Source organism: Burkholderia sp. BCC1047, from assembly GCF_902833155.1.
Classification (GTDB): Bacteria; Pseudomonadota; Gammaproteobacteria; order Burkholderiales; family Burkholderiaceae; genus Burkholderia; species Burkholderia sola.
Window position 1 is genome coordinate 25,256 of record NZ_CADFEH010000031.1, and the last position, 16,322, is coordinate 41,577.

The window sequence follows — 16,322 nt, forward strand, 5'->3', positions numbered from 1 at the left end:
TTATTGCTGTTGGTGCAGGGAGAGGGCGGCAGGGTTGCCGGGTGTCGAGGGGCTGTCGACGAGCGCGCGCAGCGCTCCGGCCGAAGCCGGGAAGGCAAGCGCGAGGCGATCGCCGAGGACGCTGACGAACAGCGCGAGCACCGCGACGCGCTGCAGGCCGCCGGGTTCATGGTCGAAGCGAAGAACGTCGGCGGCCGCCGCGATGGAAGCCGCGAGCGCGGCGTCGTGAGGGGTAGTTGTGTGCGTCATGCTGCTGCGCCTCCGAGGATGTCGTGATGGTTCTGTTGCAGGCGTTGAACGGCGTGCTGCAGCTCGTAGCGCGAGGTGATCGCCTGGTCGAGCATGGTGCGCAGGCGCTTGCGGTTGCGTTCGAGATTCGACGTCGCGTTCGCGAGGGCTGCGGTACGCGTCGCGCCGTGGCCGATGCGGATGCCCGATATCAGGTGCGTGACGACACACTTTTCGGGGTGGCCGTCGTGCAGGTGCGACTCGGTGTGAATGCCGAACGTGGCGCCGGCGTCGTTCGGGATAGCGACGTGATCGCCTGCGACAGTGCGCAGGCCGGCCGAAGTCAGCAGCTCGTAACGAATGGTGGGCTCGTTCGTCATCGTGTCAGCCCCGCGGCGGAACGGCCCAGGCCAGCGCTGCGACCAGGGCGATCATTGCGACGACGCCGATCACAAAAGCGATCGGCCGGGCGAGCCGAACGTCGAACAGGCGCAGCACGTCGGCGGCCAGGTAGTAGACGCCGGTGAGGGAAAGGGAAAGCATCAGCAGCACGCCGATGCTGAAGACGTAGGGCTTCATGGTGTGGTTCCAGGTGAGTGTGCCGGCGGCCGGCGCGGAAAGATCAGTCGAAGTCGTTCGCGGCGCGGCGCTTCCCGTCGATGGCCGGCAACTCGGGCGCGGGTTCTCGATCGCGCCATACGTTCGCCGTACATTCGAAGGCGTGGCGGGCGGCCGGACATAGGGCATCGAAATTCCCGACCATGCGCAGGCGGCGCCACATCGCGCGCAGGTCGAGTTCGGTGAGGGGCGCGCGCATTGCGTCAGTGCATCCAGTCGAGCACCGGCGTGCCGCGCGCTAGGTCCCACGACACGACGAAGCCCAAGGCACGGGCGTACGCGACGAACACATCGGCGCGGACGTCGGCAGCGGAGATCTTCGTGAGGTAGGCGACGCGCTCGTCGTAGGACAGCGATTGGGCGAGTGCGGCGATCGGTGCGGGGATCAGCGTCTGCATACGGCCTCCAAGAAATTTCAGGCAAAAGGAGTCCCTCACGCCCGCAGAGCGGGCGCGATGGGTGTTCAGCGAAAAGGCGGGTTAGGGCTTAGGCGTCGAGCAGCGGGAGCTGTCGCGAATCGGTCGGAATCCGATCAACCTTGCCGATCGGCACGTACACGTGCGGATTCGGATTGAGGCTCGGCGCGATCGTATGGACGGTCGCGACGTGAATCTTGTAGGTCGTCGCGCATTCGATGTTCGTGCACTGGCAGTACGCCTCGCGAACGAGAGCGGACAGCGTGCGACTGGTTCGAATGACGGCGCGGCTGCCGCAGTGATGGCACTTCAATTTCATTCGGGATGCTCCTACGGGCGGCTGCATTCGCCGCGACCTTGGCGCGCGCATTGGCAGAACATGCCGACTTCACCCAAGGTCGCGACAGCGTCGAGATATTTGCGGGTCACACAAACGAAGCCAACGGCGGCAACTAGCGTGTCAATCTTGTCGATGACGATGCCCTTGCCGCCGCTCAAAAAACGGCTGACTTCGGAGTCGTCCCATCCGAGCGCTGTTTGTACTTCGTGACGTTTAGGACCATGCAACGCATGGCGCAACGCGGGTTCGATTAGGGCGGGTGGTTGCATGACTCAACGCCTGGCAAAAGAGGTTGAGTGCGGTTGAGCCGTGGAGCCGGTAACTTTGGCGCGGTACCGTTCAACGCCCTCGAGGTAGATGAGACGGGCGACGCTCGACGTCGACCGGTTCAGAAACGTGGACAGCTCTTCTAGCGCGCGGCGTTCATCCGGCATAAGCCGCATGTAGACAGGCTTGCTGGATAGGACGCCGCGCGGCGAGCGTGTGATGGGAGCTTTCTTGCGAAGCATGGCGGTATACTTTCCCTTCGTTAACCTTGCACAAGCTAAGTGTAATTGCCAATTTGGCAAATTGCAACGGAAAACTTGCCCGTATGGAAATTTTTGGTGAGCGTTTAAAAGCGGAACGGAAGCGGCTCGGCCTTAAACAGGCCGAGCTTGCCGACCGAGCAGGGACGACCAACGTCGCCCAAAGCCGCTACGAGAGCGGCGATCGTTCGCCTGATTGGGGGTATTTGTCTGCCGTAGCCCAAGCTGGGGTCGACGTGCTCTATGTCCTGACAGGGCAACACAGCACGTTGGAGCTATCGGCGGACGAACATGTCTTGTTGGCGGGATACCGCTCGCTCGACGCGCAGGGGCGCGCCGGCGTGTTGGGCATGATCGGGGGGATGACGCAGCCAGTCACCGCCGCACCGTCTGCCAAGAAGGCCACGACGGTTCATCAGAATTTTCAGGGCGCTAGCGTCGGGCAGCACGTCACTGGTGATGTGACAGGCCCCTTCTCAATCAACATGAGTGGCGCGGGGCGGAAGAAGAAGCGAGAGAGTTGACTGTAGCGAAAGTGCACTACACGGCAGGGCCAGCCGTAGGAGAAAAAGAAGTCAATGAATCAGAAGTTCAGTGGTGATGTCGGGCAAGTTGCTGGTGGGGATGTGAAGAGCAATAGCGCGCAGACGAACGTCAACGTGCACTTCCACGGCGGTGAATCTAAGCCCGTTGTGACGAAATTCATCAGCGACAAGCAGCGCAACGCGATCGCGCGCAAGGCGTTTGAGATACAGGCGAAGACGGGCACCGATAAGTTGATGGTGTACCGTCGGCTCATGTCTGTGTTCGACTTCGAAAGAATGGACGAGATGCCGCGCCACGTGTACGAGCGCGCGATCAAGTATCTCGATGGCTGGATACGCAGGGGTACTCTCGGCCAGACGCCGGAAACGCCTGCACAACCGCAAGTCACGGCGCCAGTTTTGACTGCAGCTCCGTCGACCGTACGGAATGAGTTTCTCGCCGAACAGCCCAGTCCATCGATTGTTGCGGCGCCACTGGAACCCACTCCCGCCGCGGAACCCGTACCAGTAACAGCGTCGGCACCAGTACAACAAGAGAGAAAGCGATTGCCATGGGTTGCGGCGGTATTGATCGCCGCAGCGGTGATGGTGGCCGCTGCGCTGTATGTCGTGGCGTCCCGCCGTGATGTGCCAGCCCAATTTCAGGCAGTCGAATTGCCACAACACTGCGAGTATGGCGGGAATCGCTATTCACCAGGCGGCGTAGTCATGCAGGCGGGCATCCGCCAGCAGTGCGTTACCGACGGAGTACGAGGTGCGCGATGGGAGCGCGCTCCTGGCGGTCGGCACTAAACGGCGCACTATAAAAATTTCTAACAGGCAATCAATTGCCATGCATCCGGGGGATCGATGAAGAAAGCACTCAATATTGCGGGATTCGGGAACGCGGTGGTGTTCGCGGTGGTGTTGGCGGTTGGCATATCCGGTTGCTCCGATCAGAAGGGCAACAAAAGCCCATCACCAGATAGCGCGGCAAGCGTCGTAACACCACAAGCTGCTGAGCAAAAGGCGAGTTCGGCTGCAGAGGCGAAGACCGAACAAAAGGACGATTCGCCTGTAGAGGCGGAGGCTGCCGAAAAGGATCTGGACATGACGGCAGATCAGTACGCGAAAAACTTCAATGCCATCATGGTAAAACTGAAGGAACCGTTCCGGATCAAGCCGCGTGTGGAGAAAGGTGAGTCCGCCGATACATTCAAATCCGCGCTCAACGACAACCTGTATGTGATCGGCTCTATCAGTAAGACCACGGGGAAGCTGATCAGCATCGTGTTTATGGGCGCTGGTGACGGCACGGTGGAGTCTGGAGCGAACATTATCATCGTGGCCACCGCAGCCCTGACGGCTGCGGTCCCTAACGGGACGACGAAGACCGTCGGTCCGGTCGTTGGATCGCTGATGAGTGATTTTGACGAGAAGTCCGGCAAGTCCGCGTCGAAGGTCTTTAACGATGTGAAGCTCTGGCACACTCGAAGCGAGCAGATGGGAGCATGGTTCGGAGCGGAGCCAGCGTAAGGGCCCGACGCCTAGGCAGTCTCATCCGAGGTGTCGATCTCCGGCACCTCGCTCGCCTTGACCTCTAGATCGAGGTCCGATGTAAATCCGCCGTTACCGTCGATCGAATGTGTAACGCGCGCAATGATCCAGTTGCAATCATCAATGACACGTTTGTAACCGCGCACGGTTACAGGTAATTCGGTCATCAGCTCGGGGCGGCCGAGCGCCAGCACGATGCTGAACTCTGCAACGCCGCGCTGCAACTTCTCCCATTCCGCTTTCGCCGCGCGCGTCGCATTCGCCTTGTTCGCGTACGTGTGCCGCAACGTCTTCACGTTCTCGGCCGTGCCGAACAACACGTCGCCGCTCTTGTCGATCGGCTTCTTCTTTTTCGCTGTCGTGCGACGCCGGCGCCGCTTCACGGTCGTCGACTGCTTCTTCGCGGTGCGCGTGTTCAGGTAGAACGCCTGCACGCCGGAATACGTATCTCGGTCGGCGACGCCGAACTCGTGGCGATCGCCGACGTCGCGCGTGATCGTGACGGCCGGCAATGGCTTGCCACTCGCCGTGGTCGCCTCGCCGGCCTTGATGAAGAGCAGCAGCCCGTTCTTCACGGTGGCGATCGCGTCGAACATCTTCGCCAGGCGCGACAGCAGGTTCGCGTCCGATTCAGCCGTCTGGTCGATGTGGTCGACGAGCTGCGCGTCGAGCGCCTTGCTGATGCGCGCCTCGACCTTGTTCTGACTGGCGATCGCGCGCACGATCGCGCCGACCGTCTGCCGATGCCAGGAGCGCTCCTTCTTGATCGACAGGCCCGCGCGCAGATCGACGCTGCGCGCGCGGATCGTCAACACGTCCGGCGTGCCGGTGTGCCGAACCTCATCAACTATGAATTCGCCCTTGTCGACCAGGCCATTCGCCGCACCGGCCCAGCCGATCGCCAGCTTCAGCGTGACGCCGCGACTCGGGATCTCGAGGGCGCCGTCAGAATCGTCGAGGCTGATATCGAGCTGGTCCGCTTCGAAGCCGCGGTTGTCCTGCAGCGTCATCGAGATCAGCCGGCCGTCGAACTTCTTCGTGATGTTCTTGCCGGCCAGCGTGATGGAGTAGATCGCACGCGGCACGCGATCGTCGGCCAGCACGACCTGCTGCACCAGGTCGGCGCCGGGGATGTCGGTCAGGGTCATAGCGAGATCGCCCCCTTGATGGCGTCGGTCATGATGCCGAGCATGTCGAGCTCGTCGTTACGCGTCAGCGCGATCGTGAACTCGATGCGCCGTGCGGTGCCGTCTCTGAAGAACAGCGTGCGCGTCGTATCGATGCTGTCGATCGTGAACATGCCGTAAATGTGGCCGGTGCCCTCGATTAGCGGCCAGGCGGTGTGCTGACCGGCCATTGCCTCAATGACCGCGAGGGACATGTCGCCGCCCGTCAGCTCGGGCAGCAGCACGCCGGACAGGCTGATGGTTTCGTCGTCCTCGCTGACGAACTGCCGCGCGGGCCTTTTGCCGACGCGGTTGTTGCTGGCGAAGCGCCAGCCGCGCCGGCGCTTCAGCTCCTGGTAGGGCAGGGTCGACAGGCTGAACACGAACAGCCCGAGCGCCATCATCATGAGAACCTCTCCTTCAATCCCGATCGCGCAGACGCGAGCGCTCGCGCGCGGCCTGCGCGGCCTGTTCCTGGCGCATCACCTGCAGCACCTTCTGCGCGAGCGCCTGCTCATCCATGCCGGGCGCCGCATACACCTGGATCGTGATCGGCGCCGGCGCGACCGGCGCGCGGGCAGCGGCCGACGCGACCGTGAGCGGCGGGCGATTGTCGACCGTGAGCGGTGCGCCGCCGGCGATCGCCGTGCCCGTGATGCCGATGCCAGCGCCGGCGGCAACGATCCGCTTGCCGACTTCGAGCACTGTCGACAGCGGCCCGTCCTGGCCCTCGCGTAGGCCCTGTTCGAGGCCGGCCATCGTGAAGCCGCCGAGCGCGGCGAACACGCGGCTCGGCGAATGGATGCCGAGCTTTTCCTTGAACCAGCCGATCACGCTGCCGCCGGCCGACTCGATCGCATCTTTCACCGAGCCCAGGCCGCTTTTGATGCCGTTGACCAGGCCGGACATCAGATTCGCGCCGAAGTCGACGAAGCGCGCAGCAGCCTGCGCCGCGACAACGACGATATCCGCGAGCCACGCGCCGAATCCCTTGCCGGCGCTGGCCGCCGCGTCGAGGCTCTTCTTGCTGGTGTCGACCGGCCCCAACAGGCGCGTGATCCAGTCCCACGCGCTCTTCACAGCGCCGACCAGCCAGTCGAACACGGGCTTCAGAGGCGCGAACGCCGCGCCGAGCGTCGCGAGCACGCCGCTGAAGATCGGCGCGAGCGGGCGCAGGCCCTCGGTCAGCCCCTGCCAGAAGCCCGAGAAAAACGCCTTGATTGGCTCCCAATACTTGATGACCAGGAGCGCGGCGAGCGCGATGCCGGCGATCACCAGTCCGATCGGATTCATCAGCGCGGCGCGGCCGACGAACAGCAGCGTCTGCGCGAGCCCGCCGAGCGCCGCGCGCACGCCGTTGATAGCGCCCATCGTGCCACCCTTGACCAGATTGAAGCCGCCGCGCGCGGCGTCGCCGGCAATACCGGCCGCACCGCGCCGGCCGACGTACTGCCGGGCTGCGGTCCAGCGCGACGCCGCAGCCGCGCGTGTCGCGGCCACCTGGGCGGCGACGGCGCGCCACACCTGGACGGTGTACTGCCGCGCTGCGCCGGCGCCATCCTTCATCGCGGTCGCGGCCGACACGCCCCATTGCTGGATCGACGCCTTCGCGGCCAGGCATGCGGCCGGTACGCGCTGCGCGAGCGACGCGACATAGGTGCGCAGTGACGAGGCGGCCGCTCGAGGCGACGACGCGTGCCATGCGCTCGACAGCGCCGTACGGATGCGCCCGGCTGCGGACTGCGTGCCCTTGCTGGCTGCGGTGACGCCGGCGGCTGCGCCGGATGCCGTGCGGGAAATGCCGCGCAGCGCGCCGGCGCTGGCGCCGAGCGCGCGCGCGAATGCTCCGCCCTGAATGCCGAGCATCGACATGCTGAAGCGCACGATCGCCAGCGGCCCGAGGATGCCGGCGAGTGCGATCGTCAACGTGCCCAGCACGGCGAGCAGCACGCCGAGGCCGGCCGCGCCGATCGCGACAGCGCGCGTGAAATTCGGGTATTCCTTCGCGAAACCGAGCAGCCGCTCGAGCACGCTCGTCGTCAGCTCGAGCGCGCGGTTGTACACGGGCAGCACCTGCTCGCCGATGACGGTGCGCAGGTTGCGCACCTTCTCGAGCGCGATCAGCTCCTTCCCTTCGGTTTGCTTCTGGCCCAGCTCGTGCAGCTTGTCGATGCCGTACGCGCCACGGTTCAGTTTTTCGTTCTTGTGAATCTGCTCGCGCTGCATGTACATCGTGGCGAACAGATTCGCGCCGTTGCCGTTCGTCATGAACGTGGAGAATTCCTCCAGGATCTTCGCGTCGGACGTGATGCCCTTGGCCTTCAGCTTCGGCAGCAGCACCTTCTCCATCCACTCGAACGGCGACGCGTTGAAGAGGTCGCCCTGCATCAGCGCGCCGGGCTTGATGCGCTTGATCGTACCGGTCGTCGTGTGTTCGACGTCTTTCTTGTCGACGAGTCCCAGCTCGACCAGGCGCTTCGATGCGCGCACGGTCGTTTTGCCCTGCATCAGGTTGCTGTAGGCGGCCTGCACGCCGGTACCGGCGGCATGCCCGCCCATTTCCTGAATCAGCGGCTCCATCTGGTAATAGAACGCGTCCTGGCGCATTTGCTTGGCCGCGACCTTGCCGGTCTGGATGAAGTTGCGCCATTCGTCGCCGCCAACTCGCCCGCCCGTGGCGGACAGCACCTGCTGGACCATGTTCGCTTCGCTCTTGAACTTCGCTTCGCTTTTCGTGCCGCCGCGCAGCTCGATCACCTTCAGCATGTTCATGAACTTTTCTTCGTTCTCGTGCCCCTGGCCGGCACCGAACATCGCCTCGTTCGCGAACTTCATCTTCGAGAGCGTCGGCATGACCATCTGCGCATGATGCTCGTCCGCGAAAATGGACATCGCGTCGCGCATCAGCGTCATGTTCTCGGACGTCGACACGCCGACCGATTTCATCGAGCGCACGTAGCGCTCGGCGTCCTGCGTGGCGTGGTCGCCCAGGCCGAGCGCCTGGATGCGGCCGCGCTCGTTCTGGATCTTCTTCGCCTCGCCCAGCGGTGCGCGCAGATCGTTGAGGATATGCGAGCCGGTCGCGCGCGCGGCATATCCGCCGATCGCCATCTCGGCAGCGGCGCCGCGCGTGGCGCCCATCTTGGCGCGTGCGTCCGCGATGCGCTTCTGACGGGTGTTCAGCGCGTCGAGCCGGCGCGATTGAGCGTCGATCGCGCCGGTCGTCGCGGTGATGTCGGTGCGCAGGGTGCGCTCGTGCCCGGAAAGATTGCGCGTGTCGACGCCGGCGCGCCCGAGCCGGTTGCGCAGCTCGTCGACACTGGCGGATTGTTTCTTGAACGCGGCGCCGAGCTTCGACGAGGCTTGCCGCGCCTTCGCCAGCTCGGCAATCATCTGCTGCGACGGCGGCCCAGCCTCACGCAACGACTTCGCGAGTTCCTTGACCTTCTTCTGCGCGTCGGCGAGCTTCGTCGCGGTGTTGGCGAGCCCCGTGCGCATCTCGCGGAACTCGCCGATGCGCCGCTGCGTATCGTTGAGTTCCTTGAGGCGCGCGCGGGAGTCCCGCAGCTCTTTCACGAGCGTGCGGTTCTTCGTGGCGATCTCGCGGATCGGCCGGCTCGCCTGGTCGAGCGCCTTGAGGACGACCTCGAGGCGCAGGGAACGGTCACTCATTCATCGCCCCGTTCGTGGCGGACGCGCGCGTGCTCGCGCCAGGTCATCAATTCGTCGAGAGACATGGCGTTCATCACGTCGGGCGTCCAGTGGAAAACGAGGGCGATGTCGGCCATCACTTCGTCGACGGCTCGAGGGATGCGTCCTGCTTCACGGAGTTCGGGACCAAAAAACCGGCAAGCTCCGTGCCGAGCTTGACCAGGTCTGCCGGGTCCATGCGCAACACGTCTTGCTCGGTCAGCATCGGATTGCTGATGCGCGGCAGCACCTTCGACAGAGCGATGACGTCGAGCTGCAGGACATCGGTGAGCGTGACGCCGCGCAGCGCGCCGCTGCCCGACATGGTCAGCGTGACGGCATCGATTTTTTGTTCGCCACGCGCGATCGGGGTATCGAGGGGCAGCGGGTCGGTTCGTTTCAGGGACATGGTCATTCCTTAGAGGGTGCGGGTGATGGGTTACAGGCCGAGTGCGCGGCGCTGCTGGGCGAGGCGATCGACGCCGCCGACGATCTCGACGAAGTTGGGGATGTCGATCTCGATCAGGGTTTCGCCGTTGACGACGAGGCGGTAATACGCGAGCGACATGGTGCCGGTCTGGTCGGCGTTGTCGCCGGCCTTGGCCTTGCCGGGGTCGATTTCCTTGTAGCGGCCGCGCACGTAGACCTCGACCGCGTCGGTTTCTTCGGTGTCGTCGCGTTGATAGGAGCCGGCGAAGCGTACGGAGACGCCGTCGATCTTCGACGTGCCCCACGTCTTGAACATTTCCTTCATGAAGCCGCCCATCGTGAGGCCCAGCTCGAGCTTCTCCATGCCAAGGTCGATGTCGACCTCGGCGTTCATGCCGCCGCCGCGATACGCCTCCATCTTGCGTGTGAGCTTCGGCAACTGGATCTCGGGCACCTCACCGACGAACGAGACGCCGTCCTCGAACACGTTGAAATTCTTGAGTTTGGATGGCAGAGCCATTGCGTTTTCCTATGGTGAGTGGCGGGCCGTCAAACGGCGATGCTTTCCGCGAACTTGAGCAGGTAGCGATCCGTGATCCGCTGGCGGAACGTCAGGTTTTCGAGCGGCGGGGTCGGGCAGAAGTCGTAGTCGAGGAAGCCCTGCCCGGCCTTGAGCGAATCCTTCTCGTTGGCGGCCGGGTCGAACCAGCACTCACCGTCGATCAGGTAGCCGGCCGTTTTCCACGCGCGGAACTTCGAGTTCACGCCGTCGACGATGTCGCGGATCAGCGTCCGGCTCATCGGCTGGTCGACCGCCCACAGGTGCGCCTCGGCCATCGTGTCGGCGATCACTTGCGCGCTGCGCACGTAGTTCTCGAACGCCCACAGCTTGTCCTCAGAACAGGTGCGCGATCCCCACAGACGGTAACCATTCGCGTTCACGATCGTGGTGACGTCGTGGCTGTTCAGGTAGCCGGCGTCGGTGTTCGGGTCCTGCAGGTCCCAGAACACGTCGCGGCTGATGCCGGTGACGCCGTTCACGACGACGTTCGAGATCGTCTTGTGCCAGCCTGTCTCTTCGTCGATCTTTGCGCGCATGCCGAGCGCGCGTGCCGTGGCCCAGGTGATGTCCTCGGCGTTGCTCGTGGTGTTCCAGTTCACGAAGTCCGGCCAGATCGTCATCAGCTCGCGCTGACCGAAATTCGCGCGGTAGGCGACGGCCTCTTCTTTCGTTTTCGCACCGAAAGCGTTGACGTATGCGAAGCCGCGCAACTGTTGAGCAACCGTCGCCAGCTCGGTCGCGACCGGCAACGTGTCGAGGCCCGGACAGCCGAGCACGCGCGGTTTGACGCCCAGGCGGGTATGCGCAGCGAGCAGCGCCTTGATGCCGGTGTACTGGCCGTCCGCGGTCGTCGTGCCGATCACGTTGCTGGTCGTTGCGTCCGCGTCCTTGCCGGTCGGCACGCGCACGGCGACGATCAGCGGCGAGGTCTGCGCCGCGATCGCGTCGAGCGAACGCGCGAGCGTGCCCTTCGTGCCGGCGCGGCCGATTGCGGAGCGCACGTCTGTGATGAGGACGGCACGGTTTTCGGGGAAGGTGGTCGCGTCGGCATCGTCGCCGGTGCTGACCAGGCCGATCACGGCCGTGCTGACCGTGCGGATGGGGCGCGTACCGTCATTGATTTCAATGACGCGTACGCCGTGGTGGTAATCAGAAGGCAAGCTTTTCTCCCGGAAGTGAGCCTTCCGAAAGATTGCCTTCCGCGCGCGCGGAGATCACGTGCGGGAGGTTGTGCAGCGGCAGGGCACAACCGAAGCCGCTGCAGGGTGTCGCTACGCGGCTACGGGCAGCTCGTCCAGCTCGGCCAGGCGCGCGGTCGCGACCTGATGATAGGTCGGCTCGAGCTCGCAACCGATCCAGTTCAAGCCGGCCTCCTTCGCTGCGGCGAGGAACGTGCCGGACCCAGCGAACGGGTCCAGGACGACGCCGCCGGCCGGCGCCAGGCGCACGACGTCGCGTGCAAGTTGGGCGGGCTTCTCGGTCATATGGCGTTTCGGATGCGCGAGGCGCTCGGAGAACACGCCAGGCAGATACACGTCGGCGCGGCGCACGGCGCCCTTGGTCGCCCAGACCAGGAATTCGGTCTGCTGCGCGAAGCCGCCCATGCGCGGCCGCGTGCGGCCGCTGGTCTTGTCCCATACGGCGACGCCGCGCCAGGTGAAGCCGGCGGCCTGGATCGCATCGGTGAGGCTCGGCAACTGGCGCCAGTCGACGAAGCAGGCCAGGTGCGCTTCGTTGCGGCAGACGCGATAGGCTTCCGCAAGCCAGGTCATGCACCAGAACGTCCAGGAGCGCTGGTCCTTGGTGTCGTGCTGGAATTCAGGATAGACGGTCTTCACGTCGCCGCCGATGTACTTGCTCGACGGCGCCTGGCTGCGCGAAGCGCTCGTGGTGCCGCCGGACGAGTAGGGTGGATCGGTGAAGACCAGGTCGACGCACGCATCGGGCAGCGCACGCATGACGCTCAGGGCGTCTGCCTGATGCACGCGGTTGATCAGATCAGCGGATAGAGTGTGTTGCATGGGGCGAATCCCTTGTATCGGAGGCTCGGTGGCCTGCGGGTAAGGGGCTCGCGGCCCTCAGAATATTCATTGCGCCGCAACGCGGGCATTTGATGGTGAGCCGGACGTATTCGCCGGCGCCGAGTTTGCGGTTACAGCTTCCGCATCGGATGTCCTGCATGGTGTGATTCCTGCTGTGCTAGGATGCCGGCGCCTCTCGAGAGGTGTCGCGGCCCTGGCCAATCCTGCAGGCGTGCTCTGCTGGTGCGGGGCGTGCACGATGTTCCTGCATCGCGCACGTCGCCGCGTCCTTTTCTTCCTATGGCGCGTTACGCAACGTATTCGCCGCCGGCCAGCATGTAGCGGTCGGTCGAGCCGTACATCATCGATCCGTCCGCATTCCCGGCATCACCATCGGGCTTCGGTTCCACGAGTCGCCGCTGGATGTATGCGAACGCACCCTCGTCGGCTTCCGGCATGCCCGACACGAAAATCGTGACGCCGCCCTGCAGCGGCTGTTTCCCTGCCTTGAACGTCGCTTCCGATACGTAGCTCTGGATCGTCCCGCTCGTGAACTTCGACGCCGCGTCGATCGCGACGTTGCTGATAACGTGATAGGACGCCTGCGCGCCGGTCGATTCGAGAACGAGTGCTTTCTTGATTGCCATGTTCGATTCCTGGAAATAAAAAATGAAACGGGACTGCGGTTTGTGGTGATGCGCGACTACGCGGGCAACTGCGGCCAGACGACGTCGAGCGGAAAGCCTGCCTGCTGCGGTACGTCCCGCAGCGCAGCGCGATAGCGCCGAAGGGCGGCTTCGCGATCGGCGTCGCCGGTGTCCGCCGCGCGCTCGACCAACCGATCGGCTTCGGCGAGCAGCGCGTCGCGCTCTTTGCGTACGCGCTCGGGCGCGTCGATCGTCAGTTCGTATTCCGCTTCGAATTCCGGCCACCAGTTCAACAGGTCTACCGGTGTCGGCTGCGGAATGTCGCGCGAGTACCAGATCGGCACCCATGCCGATTTCGTCTGCTTCAGTGTTTTCTCATCAACCGGGTGCGAGACCCAGTAATCGACGCAGCGCGCAAGCTTCGGAAATTTCTTCGCCAGAATGAAAGCCGCTTGCTCGACGTGGAGCATGGTGTTCGAGTTCGTCATTGGTTCCTCAAAACTACGCCGTAGACAGTGATCGCATTGGCCGTGCCGTTGCCCGGACCGCTCAGGCCGCAAACGACCCACGGCGCGGGTAGTGCACCGTTGAGCCGGTCGACCGTGCCGAAATTGTTCACGCCGGAATCCCACTGCACGCGCGCACCGGCGTTGGCCTTCGTGTTGTCACGGTTGTACAGATCGTCGAGGATGGCGTTCATCCACGCGCCGCGATACGAGCAGAACAGGTTCCCGTCCGTGTTGAGAATCTGCTGGCCGCGCATGTACATCGTGCCCCAGTCGTCTACCGACCATGTGACTGCGTTGTACGCGTTGTTGATGAGTTCAATGCCGCCAGCGCGCCGCGCGCGCAGGTACGTCTGTGCGCCATCGGCGGCACGTAGGCCAAGGTCCGCATCCCATCCATCCCGCGCGAGCGTCAGGCGACCCCACATCGTGCTGCCGGCGCGGCTGACGTAATTGGCCGGTAGGTGGTTCGATAGCCATCCGCCCCACAGGCTCCCGTACAGGTTTCCATCCGTGGTAACGCGGACTGCGCCGTCGGCAGCCTGCAACTCGCCGTGCGCGATGACCGTCCCCGCTTCGGTGACTGTCAGGTTGGCAACGGTGTTCGCGCCGTTCGTGACCATCCACTTCGCCGCCGACGCCTGCACCTGAATTCGCGGCGTGTACCCGTTCGAGTTGAAGACGAGCTGCGACCCGTAGTCGCCGGCTCCGTACAGCGTCACGTTTGCATTGACTTGACCCCCGGCGTTCTTGTCGAGAGGCGTGACGTTCATGCTGTCCCACGGAATCGCGCCGGCCCATGTCGGACGCTTCACGAAACTGGCCACCTGCGAGGCGCGCGGAATATTCAGTACGCGACGCTGCGTGACACCGTCGTCGTCAAACGCGCTGAGTGCGAAATCGTCTGTATCGGATTTGCCGATCGTCCAGCGGTTTTTCCCGCCGTTCTTCAGGTAGATCGTGCTCCAACCAGCTCCGCTGTCGATGATCGCGGCGGCCGAATACAAGGCACCTGCGAGCCTCGCCGCGCCGGCGATTTGCAGCTTGTTCGCGCCATCATCAGCTGTTGTCCCGATCAAGAGGTTTCCGGCCGCGCTGATGCGCGCTCGCTCGGTCCCTCCCGTGCTGAACGTGACGGCACCTGCGCCAACTGTCGCGCTGCCGTAGAAACCGATGTTCGGCCCGTTGGCCCCGTTGTAGATCCCAACCAGGCCAGAATCACCGACACCCTGGCCGTTGATGAAGTAGTTCAATGCCCGCACGCTTCCACCTACCTGCGCCGCGTTGACACCGTCGTCTTCCGTCCGGCCGATCGTCATCCGACCGCCGGGAACCAGCAACGCAGCTTGGGCATTGCCCGCGACCAGTTGCAGCATGCCGGTCGAACCTTCGCTGCCGACCGAGACGTTGCCGTTCGAGCGAAAGTAACCCCAATCACCACCGCTGTTGGCCCATGCGGTCGTTTTGCCGTTGCCGAACCGATGCAGCCCACGCGTGACCGCGTTGCCGCTGACCTGCAACATGCTGCCGTCGTCGGCCGGCGGTCCGATGAGAACGCGATTGGTATCGCCGGCGAGAAACCGCATCGTTTCGCGTCCGTTGTTCGTGACCGCGAACACGCCGTCCGCAATATGGAAGAAGCCAGTATCCGGCGCGCCGTCGTTCACGAACGCGATGCCGGGCCTGTCCACGCTTCCCTCGGCGGCCAATATCTGCCCGGACATCGTGAAGCCCGTGGTCTGGGCCGGCTTCGGCAGATTGCCTGCGTTCCACACCTCGTTCCCGACGACGACCAGGTTCTTCTTCGCGAAGTCGAACGCGAACATCGCGCCCGTCGACGGGAGGTAGAAGCCGGCCGCATTCGCGGTGCCGAAGAAGTATCCGCCGCTCGGTCCGAGCAGCATGCGAGCCTCATTGGGGCCATTGCTGACGTTGAGCATGCCCTTGACGGCCAGCTGGCCGCCGACATACGTCCCGGCGCCGGTATCGTCCAGCATCACGGCGCCCGTGACGACGTTGACGGTCAGCGGCCGAAAACCGTTCCACGATGCGCCGGGGTCGCTGTTGTTGGTCAGCAGAAGGTAGAAGTTCGAGCCATCGTTGCGCAGCAGGACATCGCGGCCGTTGCGCAGTCGGATGTTTGCCCCGCCGGCATCGAGGCCCGAACTGGTGATGCCGCCGGAGAACGTGCCGTTACCTGCGACCTGAAACACGTTCGTGCCGTCATCGTCGCGGTTGCCGACAAGAAGGCGGCCGCCGTACGTGATCCGCATGGCGCGAACCTGATTCGCGTCGCTGTTGGAGTCGTTGGGCGCGCGGTTGATCCAGAAGTCGAGGTACTCCCGGCCCCACGTGCCGCCATCGTAGCCGGCGCGGATCGATGCGATGAGGCGAGCGTTGGTGTCCGCCGTGCCGGCAGCGAAAGTACCGTGAAAGCGGATCTTCGCCGCACGGTTGAGAGCGCCCGATGTCGCCGCGACGGCGAGCTGCGCGTCCTGGTCCGTCGCCGTCGACGTGACGCTGACCGGGCCGGTGAGCTGCGGCCGCACGAGCGGCGCGTATCGCGCGGCTGCGGTCTTCGGCGTCACGGCGCGCGTGTCGTCCGCACCGTCGTCGACCTCGGCCTGCGTCGCCAGCTCGACGACGCCCTTGCGCTCGGTGGTCGCCGGCGGATTGAGGAACGACGTCGGCCCGAACACCAGTTTCGTCACGTCGATCGACACGAACACGGTATCGGCGGCCAGCAGCAGCATCGAGGTCGCCGCTTTTTCGAGGATCGGATCGTTCTGCACATAGACGCCGAACAGCACGCCGTTGTCGAGGTACAGCCCGAAACCGTAAAGCGTGTACTGGTCCGCGCTGTCGTCCTGGATCACGATGTGGATCGTGTCTTTCCCGACGGTATCACCGCCGAACGTCGTGATGCGCTTCAGCTCGCTCGGCAGCGCGGTCATGTCCGGCTTGAAGACGAAAGCCGCCGTGGCGAGGCCAATCTGCGTTACCTGGCGCGCGGTGGTCCCGGTGTTGCCCGGCGCCACCAGTGCGGCGCGGCCGGCGTCCGTGATGTAGATGAGGTTTCCAGCCATGTTCG

23 protein-coding genes are annotated in these 16,322 nt (G+C 64.3%); 3 read left to right on the top strand and 20 right to left on the bottom strand.

From position 1 onward, the window contains the following. The 8 genes from HWX55_RS27050 to HWX55_RS36210 all read right to left on the bottom strand — a co-directional run bounded on the left by HWX55_RS27050 (nucleotide 1) and on the right by HWX55_RS36210 (nucleotide 2,111). On the bottom strand, nucleotides 1–249 hold the full coding sequence (locus HWX55_RS27050) for a hypothetical protein (RefSeq protein WP_175977939.1): 249 nt from the start codon (nucleotides 247–249) through the stop codon (nucleotides 1–3). After that, the gene (locus HWX55_RS27055) at nucleotides 246–608 is read right to left on the bottom strand and encodes a hypothetical protein (RefSeq protein WP_017424051.1); all 363 of its coding nucleotides are present in this window, start codon (nucleotides 606–608) and stop codon (nucleotides 246–248) included. The genes HWX55_RS27050 and HWX55_RS27055 overlap by 4 nt, the downstream gene beginning before the upstream one ends. A 4-nt stretch (nucleotides 609–612) precedes the next feature. After that, the gene (locus HWX55_RS27060; protein ID WP_175977940.1) at nucleotides 613–807 is read right to left on the bottom strand and encodes a hypothetical protein; all 195 of its coding nucleotides are present in this window, start codon (nucleotides 805–807) and stop codon (nucleotides 613–615) included. Between the two features lie 43 nt (nucleotides 808–850). Beyond that, nucleotides 851–1,045, bottom strand: coding sequence for a hypothetical protein (locus HWX55_RS27065; protein WP_175977941.1), 195 nt, complete (start codon nucleotides 1,043–1,045; stop codon nucleotides 851–853). A 4-nt stretch (nucleotides 1,046–1,049) separates the two neighbouring features. Continuing rightward, on the bottom strand, nucleotides 1,050–1,244 hold the full coding sequence (locus HWX55_RS27070; protein ID WP_006757080.1) for a hypothetical protein: 195 nt from the start codon (nucleotides 1,242–1,244) through the stop codon (nucleotides 1,050–1,052). Between the two features lie 88 nt (nucleotides 1,245–1,332). After that, nucleotides 1,333–1,581, bottom strand: a complete 249-nt coding sequence (locus HWX55_RS27075; protein WP_069240897.1) for an ogr/Delta-like zinc finger family protein — start codon at nucleotides 1,579–1,581, stop codon at nucleotides 1,333–1,335. Between the two features lie 11 nt (nucleotides 1,582–1,592). Next, nucleotides 1,593–1,871: a hypothetical protein gene (locus tag HWX55_RS27080; protein ID WP_006757082.1), complete on the bottom strand. Its 279-nt coding sequence runs from the start codon at nucleotides 1,869–1,871 to the stop codon at nucleotides 1,593–1,595. A gap of 3 nt (nucleotides 1,872–1,874) precedes the next feature. Then, nucleotides 1,875–2,111, bottom strand: coding sequence for a hypothetical protein (locus tag HWX55_RS36210; protein WP_081472749.1), 237 nt, complete (start codon nucleotides 2,109–2,111; stop codon nucleotides 1,875–1,877). 83 nt (nucleotides 2,112–2,194) lie between these two features. On the opposite strand from HWX55_RS36210, the gene HWX55_RS27085 reads away from it, so the two are divergent. From HWX55_RS27085 to HWX55_RS27095, 3 genes are read left to right on the top strand one after another with little or no spacing between them, the layout of a single operon-like run. Continuing rightward, entirely contained in the window at nucleotides 2,195–2,653 is a 459-nt protein-coding gene (locus tag HWX55_RS27085) for a helix-turn-helix transcriptional regulator (RefSeq protein WP_006757083.1), read from the top strand. A gap of 54 nt (nucleotides 2,654–2,707) precedes the next feature. Next, nucleotides 2,708–3,466: an alpha/beta hydrolase gene (locus HWX55_RS27090; protein WP_175977942.1), complete on the top strand. Its 759-nt coding sequence runs from the start codon at nucleotides 2,708–2,710 to the stop codon at nucleotides 3,464–3,466. A gap of 57 nt (nucleotides 3,467–3,523) precedes the next feature. Further along, a complete protein-coding gene (locus tag HWX55_RS27095; RefSeq protein WP_175977943.1) occupies nucleotides 3,524–4,189 on the top strand; it encodes a hypothetical protein in 666 nt (221 codons plus the stop codon). A gap of 11 nt (nucleotides 4,190–4,200) precedes the next feature. On the opposite strand, the gene HWX55_RS27100 is transcribed toward HWX55_RS27095, so the two are convergent. From HWX55_RS27100 to HWX55_RS27155, 12 genes are all read right to left on the bottom strand, one after another. Next, nucleotides 4,201–5,358, bottom strand: a complete 1,158-nt coding sequence (locus HWX55_RS27100; RefSeq protein WP_175977944.1) for a phage late control D family protein — start codon at nucleotides 5,356–5,358, stop codon at nucleotides 4,201–4,203. After that, nucleotides 5,355–5,783 carry a phage tail protein gene (locus tag HWX55_RS27105; protein WP_175977945.1) on the bottom strand — a complete coding sequence of 143 codons (429 nt, stop codon included), beginning with the start codon at nucleotides 5,781–5,783 and terminating at the stop codon, nucleotides 5,355–5,357. The genes HWX55_RS27100 and HWX55_RS27105 overlap by 4 nt, the downstream gene beginning before the upstream one ends. A 13-nt stretch (nucleotides 5,784–5,796) precedes the next feature. Next, the gene (locus HWX55_RS27110) at nucleotides 5,797–9,048 is read right to left on the bottom strand and encodes a hypothetical protein (RefSeq protein WP_175977946.1); all 3,252 of its coding nucleotides are present in this window, start codon (nucleotides 9,046–9,048) and stop codon (nucleotides 5,797–5,799) included. Continuing rightward, nucleotides 9,045–9,164: a GpE family phage tail protein gene (locus tag HWX55_RS27115; RefSeq protein ID WP_012327657.1), complete on the bottom strand. Its 120-nt coding sequence runs from the start codon at nucleotides 9,162–9,164 to the stop codon at nucleotides 9,045–9,047. Before HWX55_RS27115 ends, HWX55_RS27110 begins: the two co-directional genes overlap by 4 nt. After that, the gene (locus tag HWX55_RS27120) at nucleotides 9,164–9,475 is read right to left on the bottom strand and encodes a phage tail assembly protein (RefSeq protein ID WP_124453355.1); all 312 of its coding nucleotides are present in this window, start codon (nucleotides 9,473–9,475) and stop codon (nucleotides 9,164–9,166) included. The genes HWX55_RS27115 and HWX55_RS27120 overlap by 1 nt, the downstream gene beginning before the upstream one ends. A gap of 30 nt (nucleotides 9,476–9,505) precedes the next feature. Further along, a complete protein-coding gene (locus HWX55_RS27125) occupies nucleotides 9,506–10,015 on the bottom strand; it encodes a phage major tail tube protein (RefSeq protein ID WP_175977947.1) in 510 nt (169 codons plus the stop codon). Nucleotides 10,016–10,044: 29 nt separating this feature from the next. Beyond that, nucleotides 10,045–11,217 (bottom strand): phage tail sheath protein, encoded by a 1,173-nt coding sequence (locus tag HWX55_RS27130; protein ID WP_175977948.1) that lies wholly within the window; start codon nucleotides 11,215–11,217, stop codon nucleotides 10,045–10,047. Nucleotides 11,218–11,328: 111 nt separating this feature from the next. Continuing rightward, nucleotides 11,329–12,078, bottom strand: coding sequence for a site-specific DNA-methyltransferase (locus tag HWX55_RS27135; RefSeq protein WP_175977949.1), 750 nt, complete (start codon nucleotides 12,076–12,078; stop codon nucleotides 11,329–11,331). Beyond that, nucleotides 12,056–12,238: a Com family DNA-binding transcriptional regulator gene (locus HWX55_RS27140; protein ID WP_175977950.1), complete on the bottom strand. Its 183-nt coding sequence runs from the start codon at nucleotides 12,236–12,238 to the stop codon at nucleotides 12,056–12,058. The genes HWX55_RS27135 and HWX55_RS27140 overlap by 23 nt, the downstream gene beginning before the upstream one ends. Nucleotides 12,239–12,386: 148 nt before the next feature. Further along, entirely contained in the window at nucleotides 12,387–12,725 is a 339-nt protein-coding gene (locus HWX55_RS27145; RefSeq protein ID WP_059454858.1) for a hypothetical protein, read from the bottom strand. A 56-nt stretch (nucleotides 12,726–12,781) separates the two neighbouring features. After that, nucleotides 12,782–13,213 carry a tail fiber assembly protein gene (locus HWX55_RS27150; RefSeq protein WP_175977951.1) on the bottom strand — a complete coding sequence of 144 codons (432 nt, stop codon included), beginning with the start codon at nucleotides 13,211–13,213 and terminating at the stop codon, nucleotides 12,782–12,784. Continuing rightward, nucleotides 13,210–16,317 (bottom strand): phage tail protein, encoded by a 3,108-nt coding sequence (locus HWX55_RS27155; RefSeq protein WP_175977952.1) that lies wholly within the window; start codon nucleotides 16,315–16,317, stop codon nucleotides 13,210–13,212. The genes HWX55_RS27150 and HWX55_RS27155 overlap by 4 nt, the downstream gene beginning before the upstream one ends. Between the last annotated feature and the right edge of the window lie 5 nt (nucleotides 16,318–16,322).

Coding starts and splice junctions, on each gene's coding strand:
- HWX55_RS27060 (WP_175977940.1), bottom strand. CDS start 807: ATGAAGCCCTACGTCTTCAGCATCGGCGTGCTGCTGATGCTTTCCCTT.
- HWX55_RS27070 (WP_006757080.1), bottom strand. CDS start 1,244: ATGCAGACGCTGATCCCCGCACCGATCGCCGCACTCGCCCAATCGCTG.
- HWX55_RS27055 (WP_017424051.1), bottom strand. CDS start 608: ATGACGAACGAGCCCACCATTCGTTACGAGCTGCTGACTTCGGCCGGC.
- HWX55_RS27095 (WP_175977943.1), top strand. CDS start 3,524: ATGAAGAAAGCACTCAATATTGCGGGATTCGGGAACGCGGTGGTGTTC.
- HWX55_RS27085 (WP_006757083.1), top strand. CDS start 2,195: ATGGAAATTTTTGGTGAGCGTTTAAAAGCGGAACGGAAGCGGCTCGGC.
- HWX55_RS27100 (WP_175977944.1), bottom strand. CDS start 5,358: ATGACCCTGACCGACATCCCCGGCGCCGACCTGGTGCAGCAGGTCGTG.
- HWX55_RS27110 (WP_175977946.1), bottom strand. CDS start 9,048: ATGAGTGACCGTTCCCTGCGCCTCGAGGTCGTCCTCAAGGCGCTCGAC.
- HWX55_RS27120 (WP_124453355.1), bottom strand. CDS start 9,475: ATGTCCCTGAAACGAACCGACCCGCTGCCCCTCGATACCCCGATCGCG.
- HWX55_RS27140 (WP_175977950.1), bottom strand. CDS start 12,238: ATGCAGGACATCCGATGCGGAAGCTGTAACCGCAAACTCGGCGCCGGC.
- HWX55_RS27155 (WP_175977952.1), bottom strand. CDS start 16,317: ATGGCTGGAAACCTCATCTACATCACGGACGCCGGCCGCGCCGCACTG.
- HWX55_RS27105 (WP_175977945.1), bottom strand. CDS start 5,783: ATGATGATGGCGCTCGGGCTGTTCGTGTTCAGCCTGTCGACCCTGCCC.
- HWX55_RS27150 (WP_175977951.1), bottom strand. CDS start 13,213: ATGACGAACTCGAACACCATGCTCCACGTCGAGCAAGCGGCTTTCATT.
- HWX55_RS27090 (WP_175977942.1), top strand. CDS start 2,708: ATGAATCAGAAGTTCAGTGGTGATGTCGGGCAAGTTGCTGGTGGGGAT.
- HWX55_RS27135 (WP_175977949.1), bottom strand. CDS start 12,078: ATGCAACACACTCTATCCGCTGATCTGATCAACCGCGTGCATCAGGCA.
- HWX55_RS27125 (WP_175977947.1), bottom strand. CDS start 10,015: ATGGCTCTGCCATCCAAACTCAAGAATTTCAACGTGTTCGAGGACGGC.
- HWX55_RS27050 (WP_175977939.1), bottom strand. CDS start 249: ATGACGCACACAACTACCCCTCACGACGCCGCGCTCGCGGCTTCCATC.
- HWX55_RS27075 (WP_069240897.1), bottom strand. CDS start 1,581: ATGAAATTGAAGTGCCATCACTGCGGCAGCCGCGCCGTCATTCGAACC.
- HWX55_RS27115 (WP_012327657.1), bottom strand. CDS start 9,164: ATGGCCGACATCGCCCTCGTTTTCCACTGGACGCCCGACGTGATGAAC.
- HWX55_RS36210 (WP_081472749.1), bottom strand. CDS start 2,111: ATGCTTCGCAAGAAAGCTCCCATCACACGCTCGCCGCGCGGCGTCCTA.
- HWX55_RS27080 (WP_006757082.1), bottom strand. CDS start 1,871: ATGCAACCACCCGCCCTAATCGAACCCGCGTTGCGCCATGCGTTGCAT.
- HWX55_RS27145 (WP_059454858.1), bottom strand. CDS start 12,725: ATGGCAATCAAGAAAGCACTCGTTCTCGAATCGACCGGCGCGCAGGCG.
- HWX55_RS27065 (WP_175977941.1), bottom strand. CDS start 1,045: ATGCGCGCGCCCCTCACCGAACTCGACCTGCGCGCGATGTGGCGCCGC.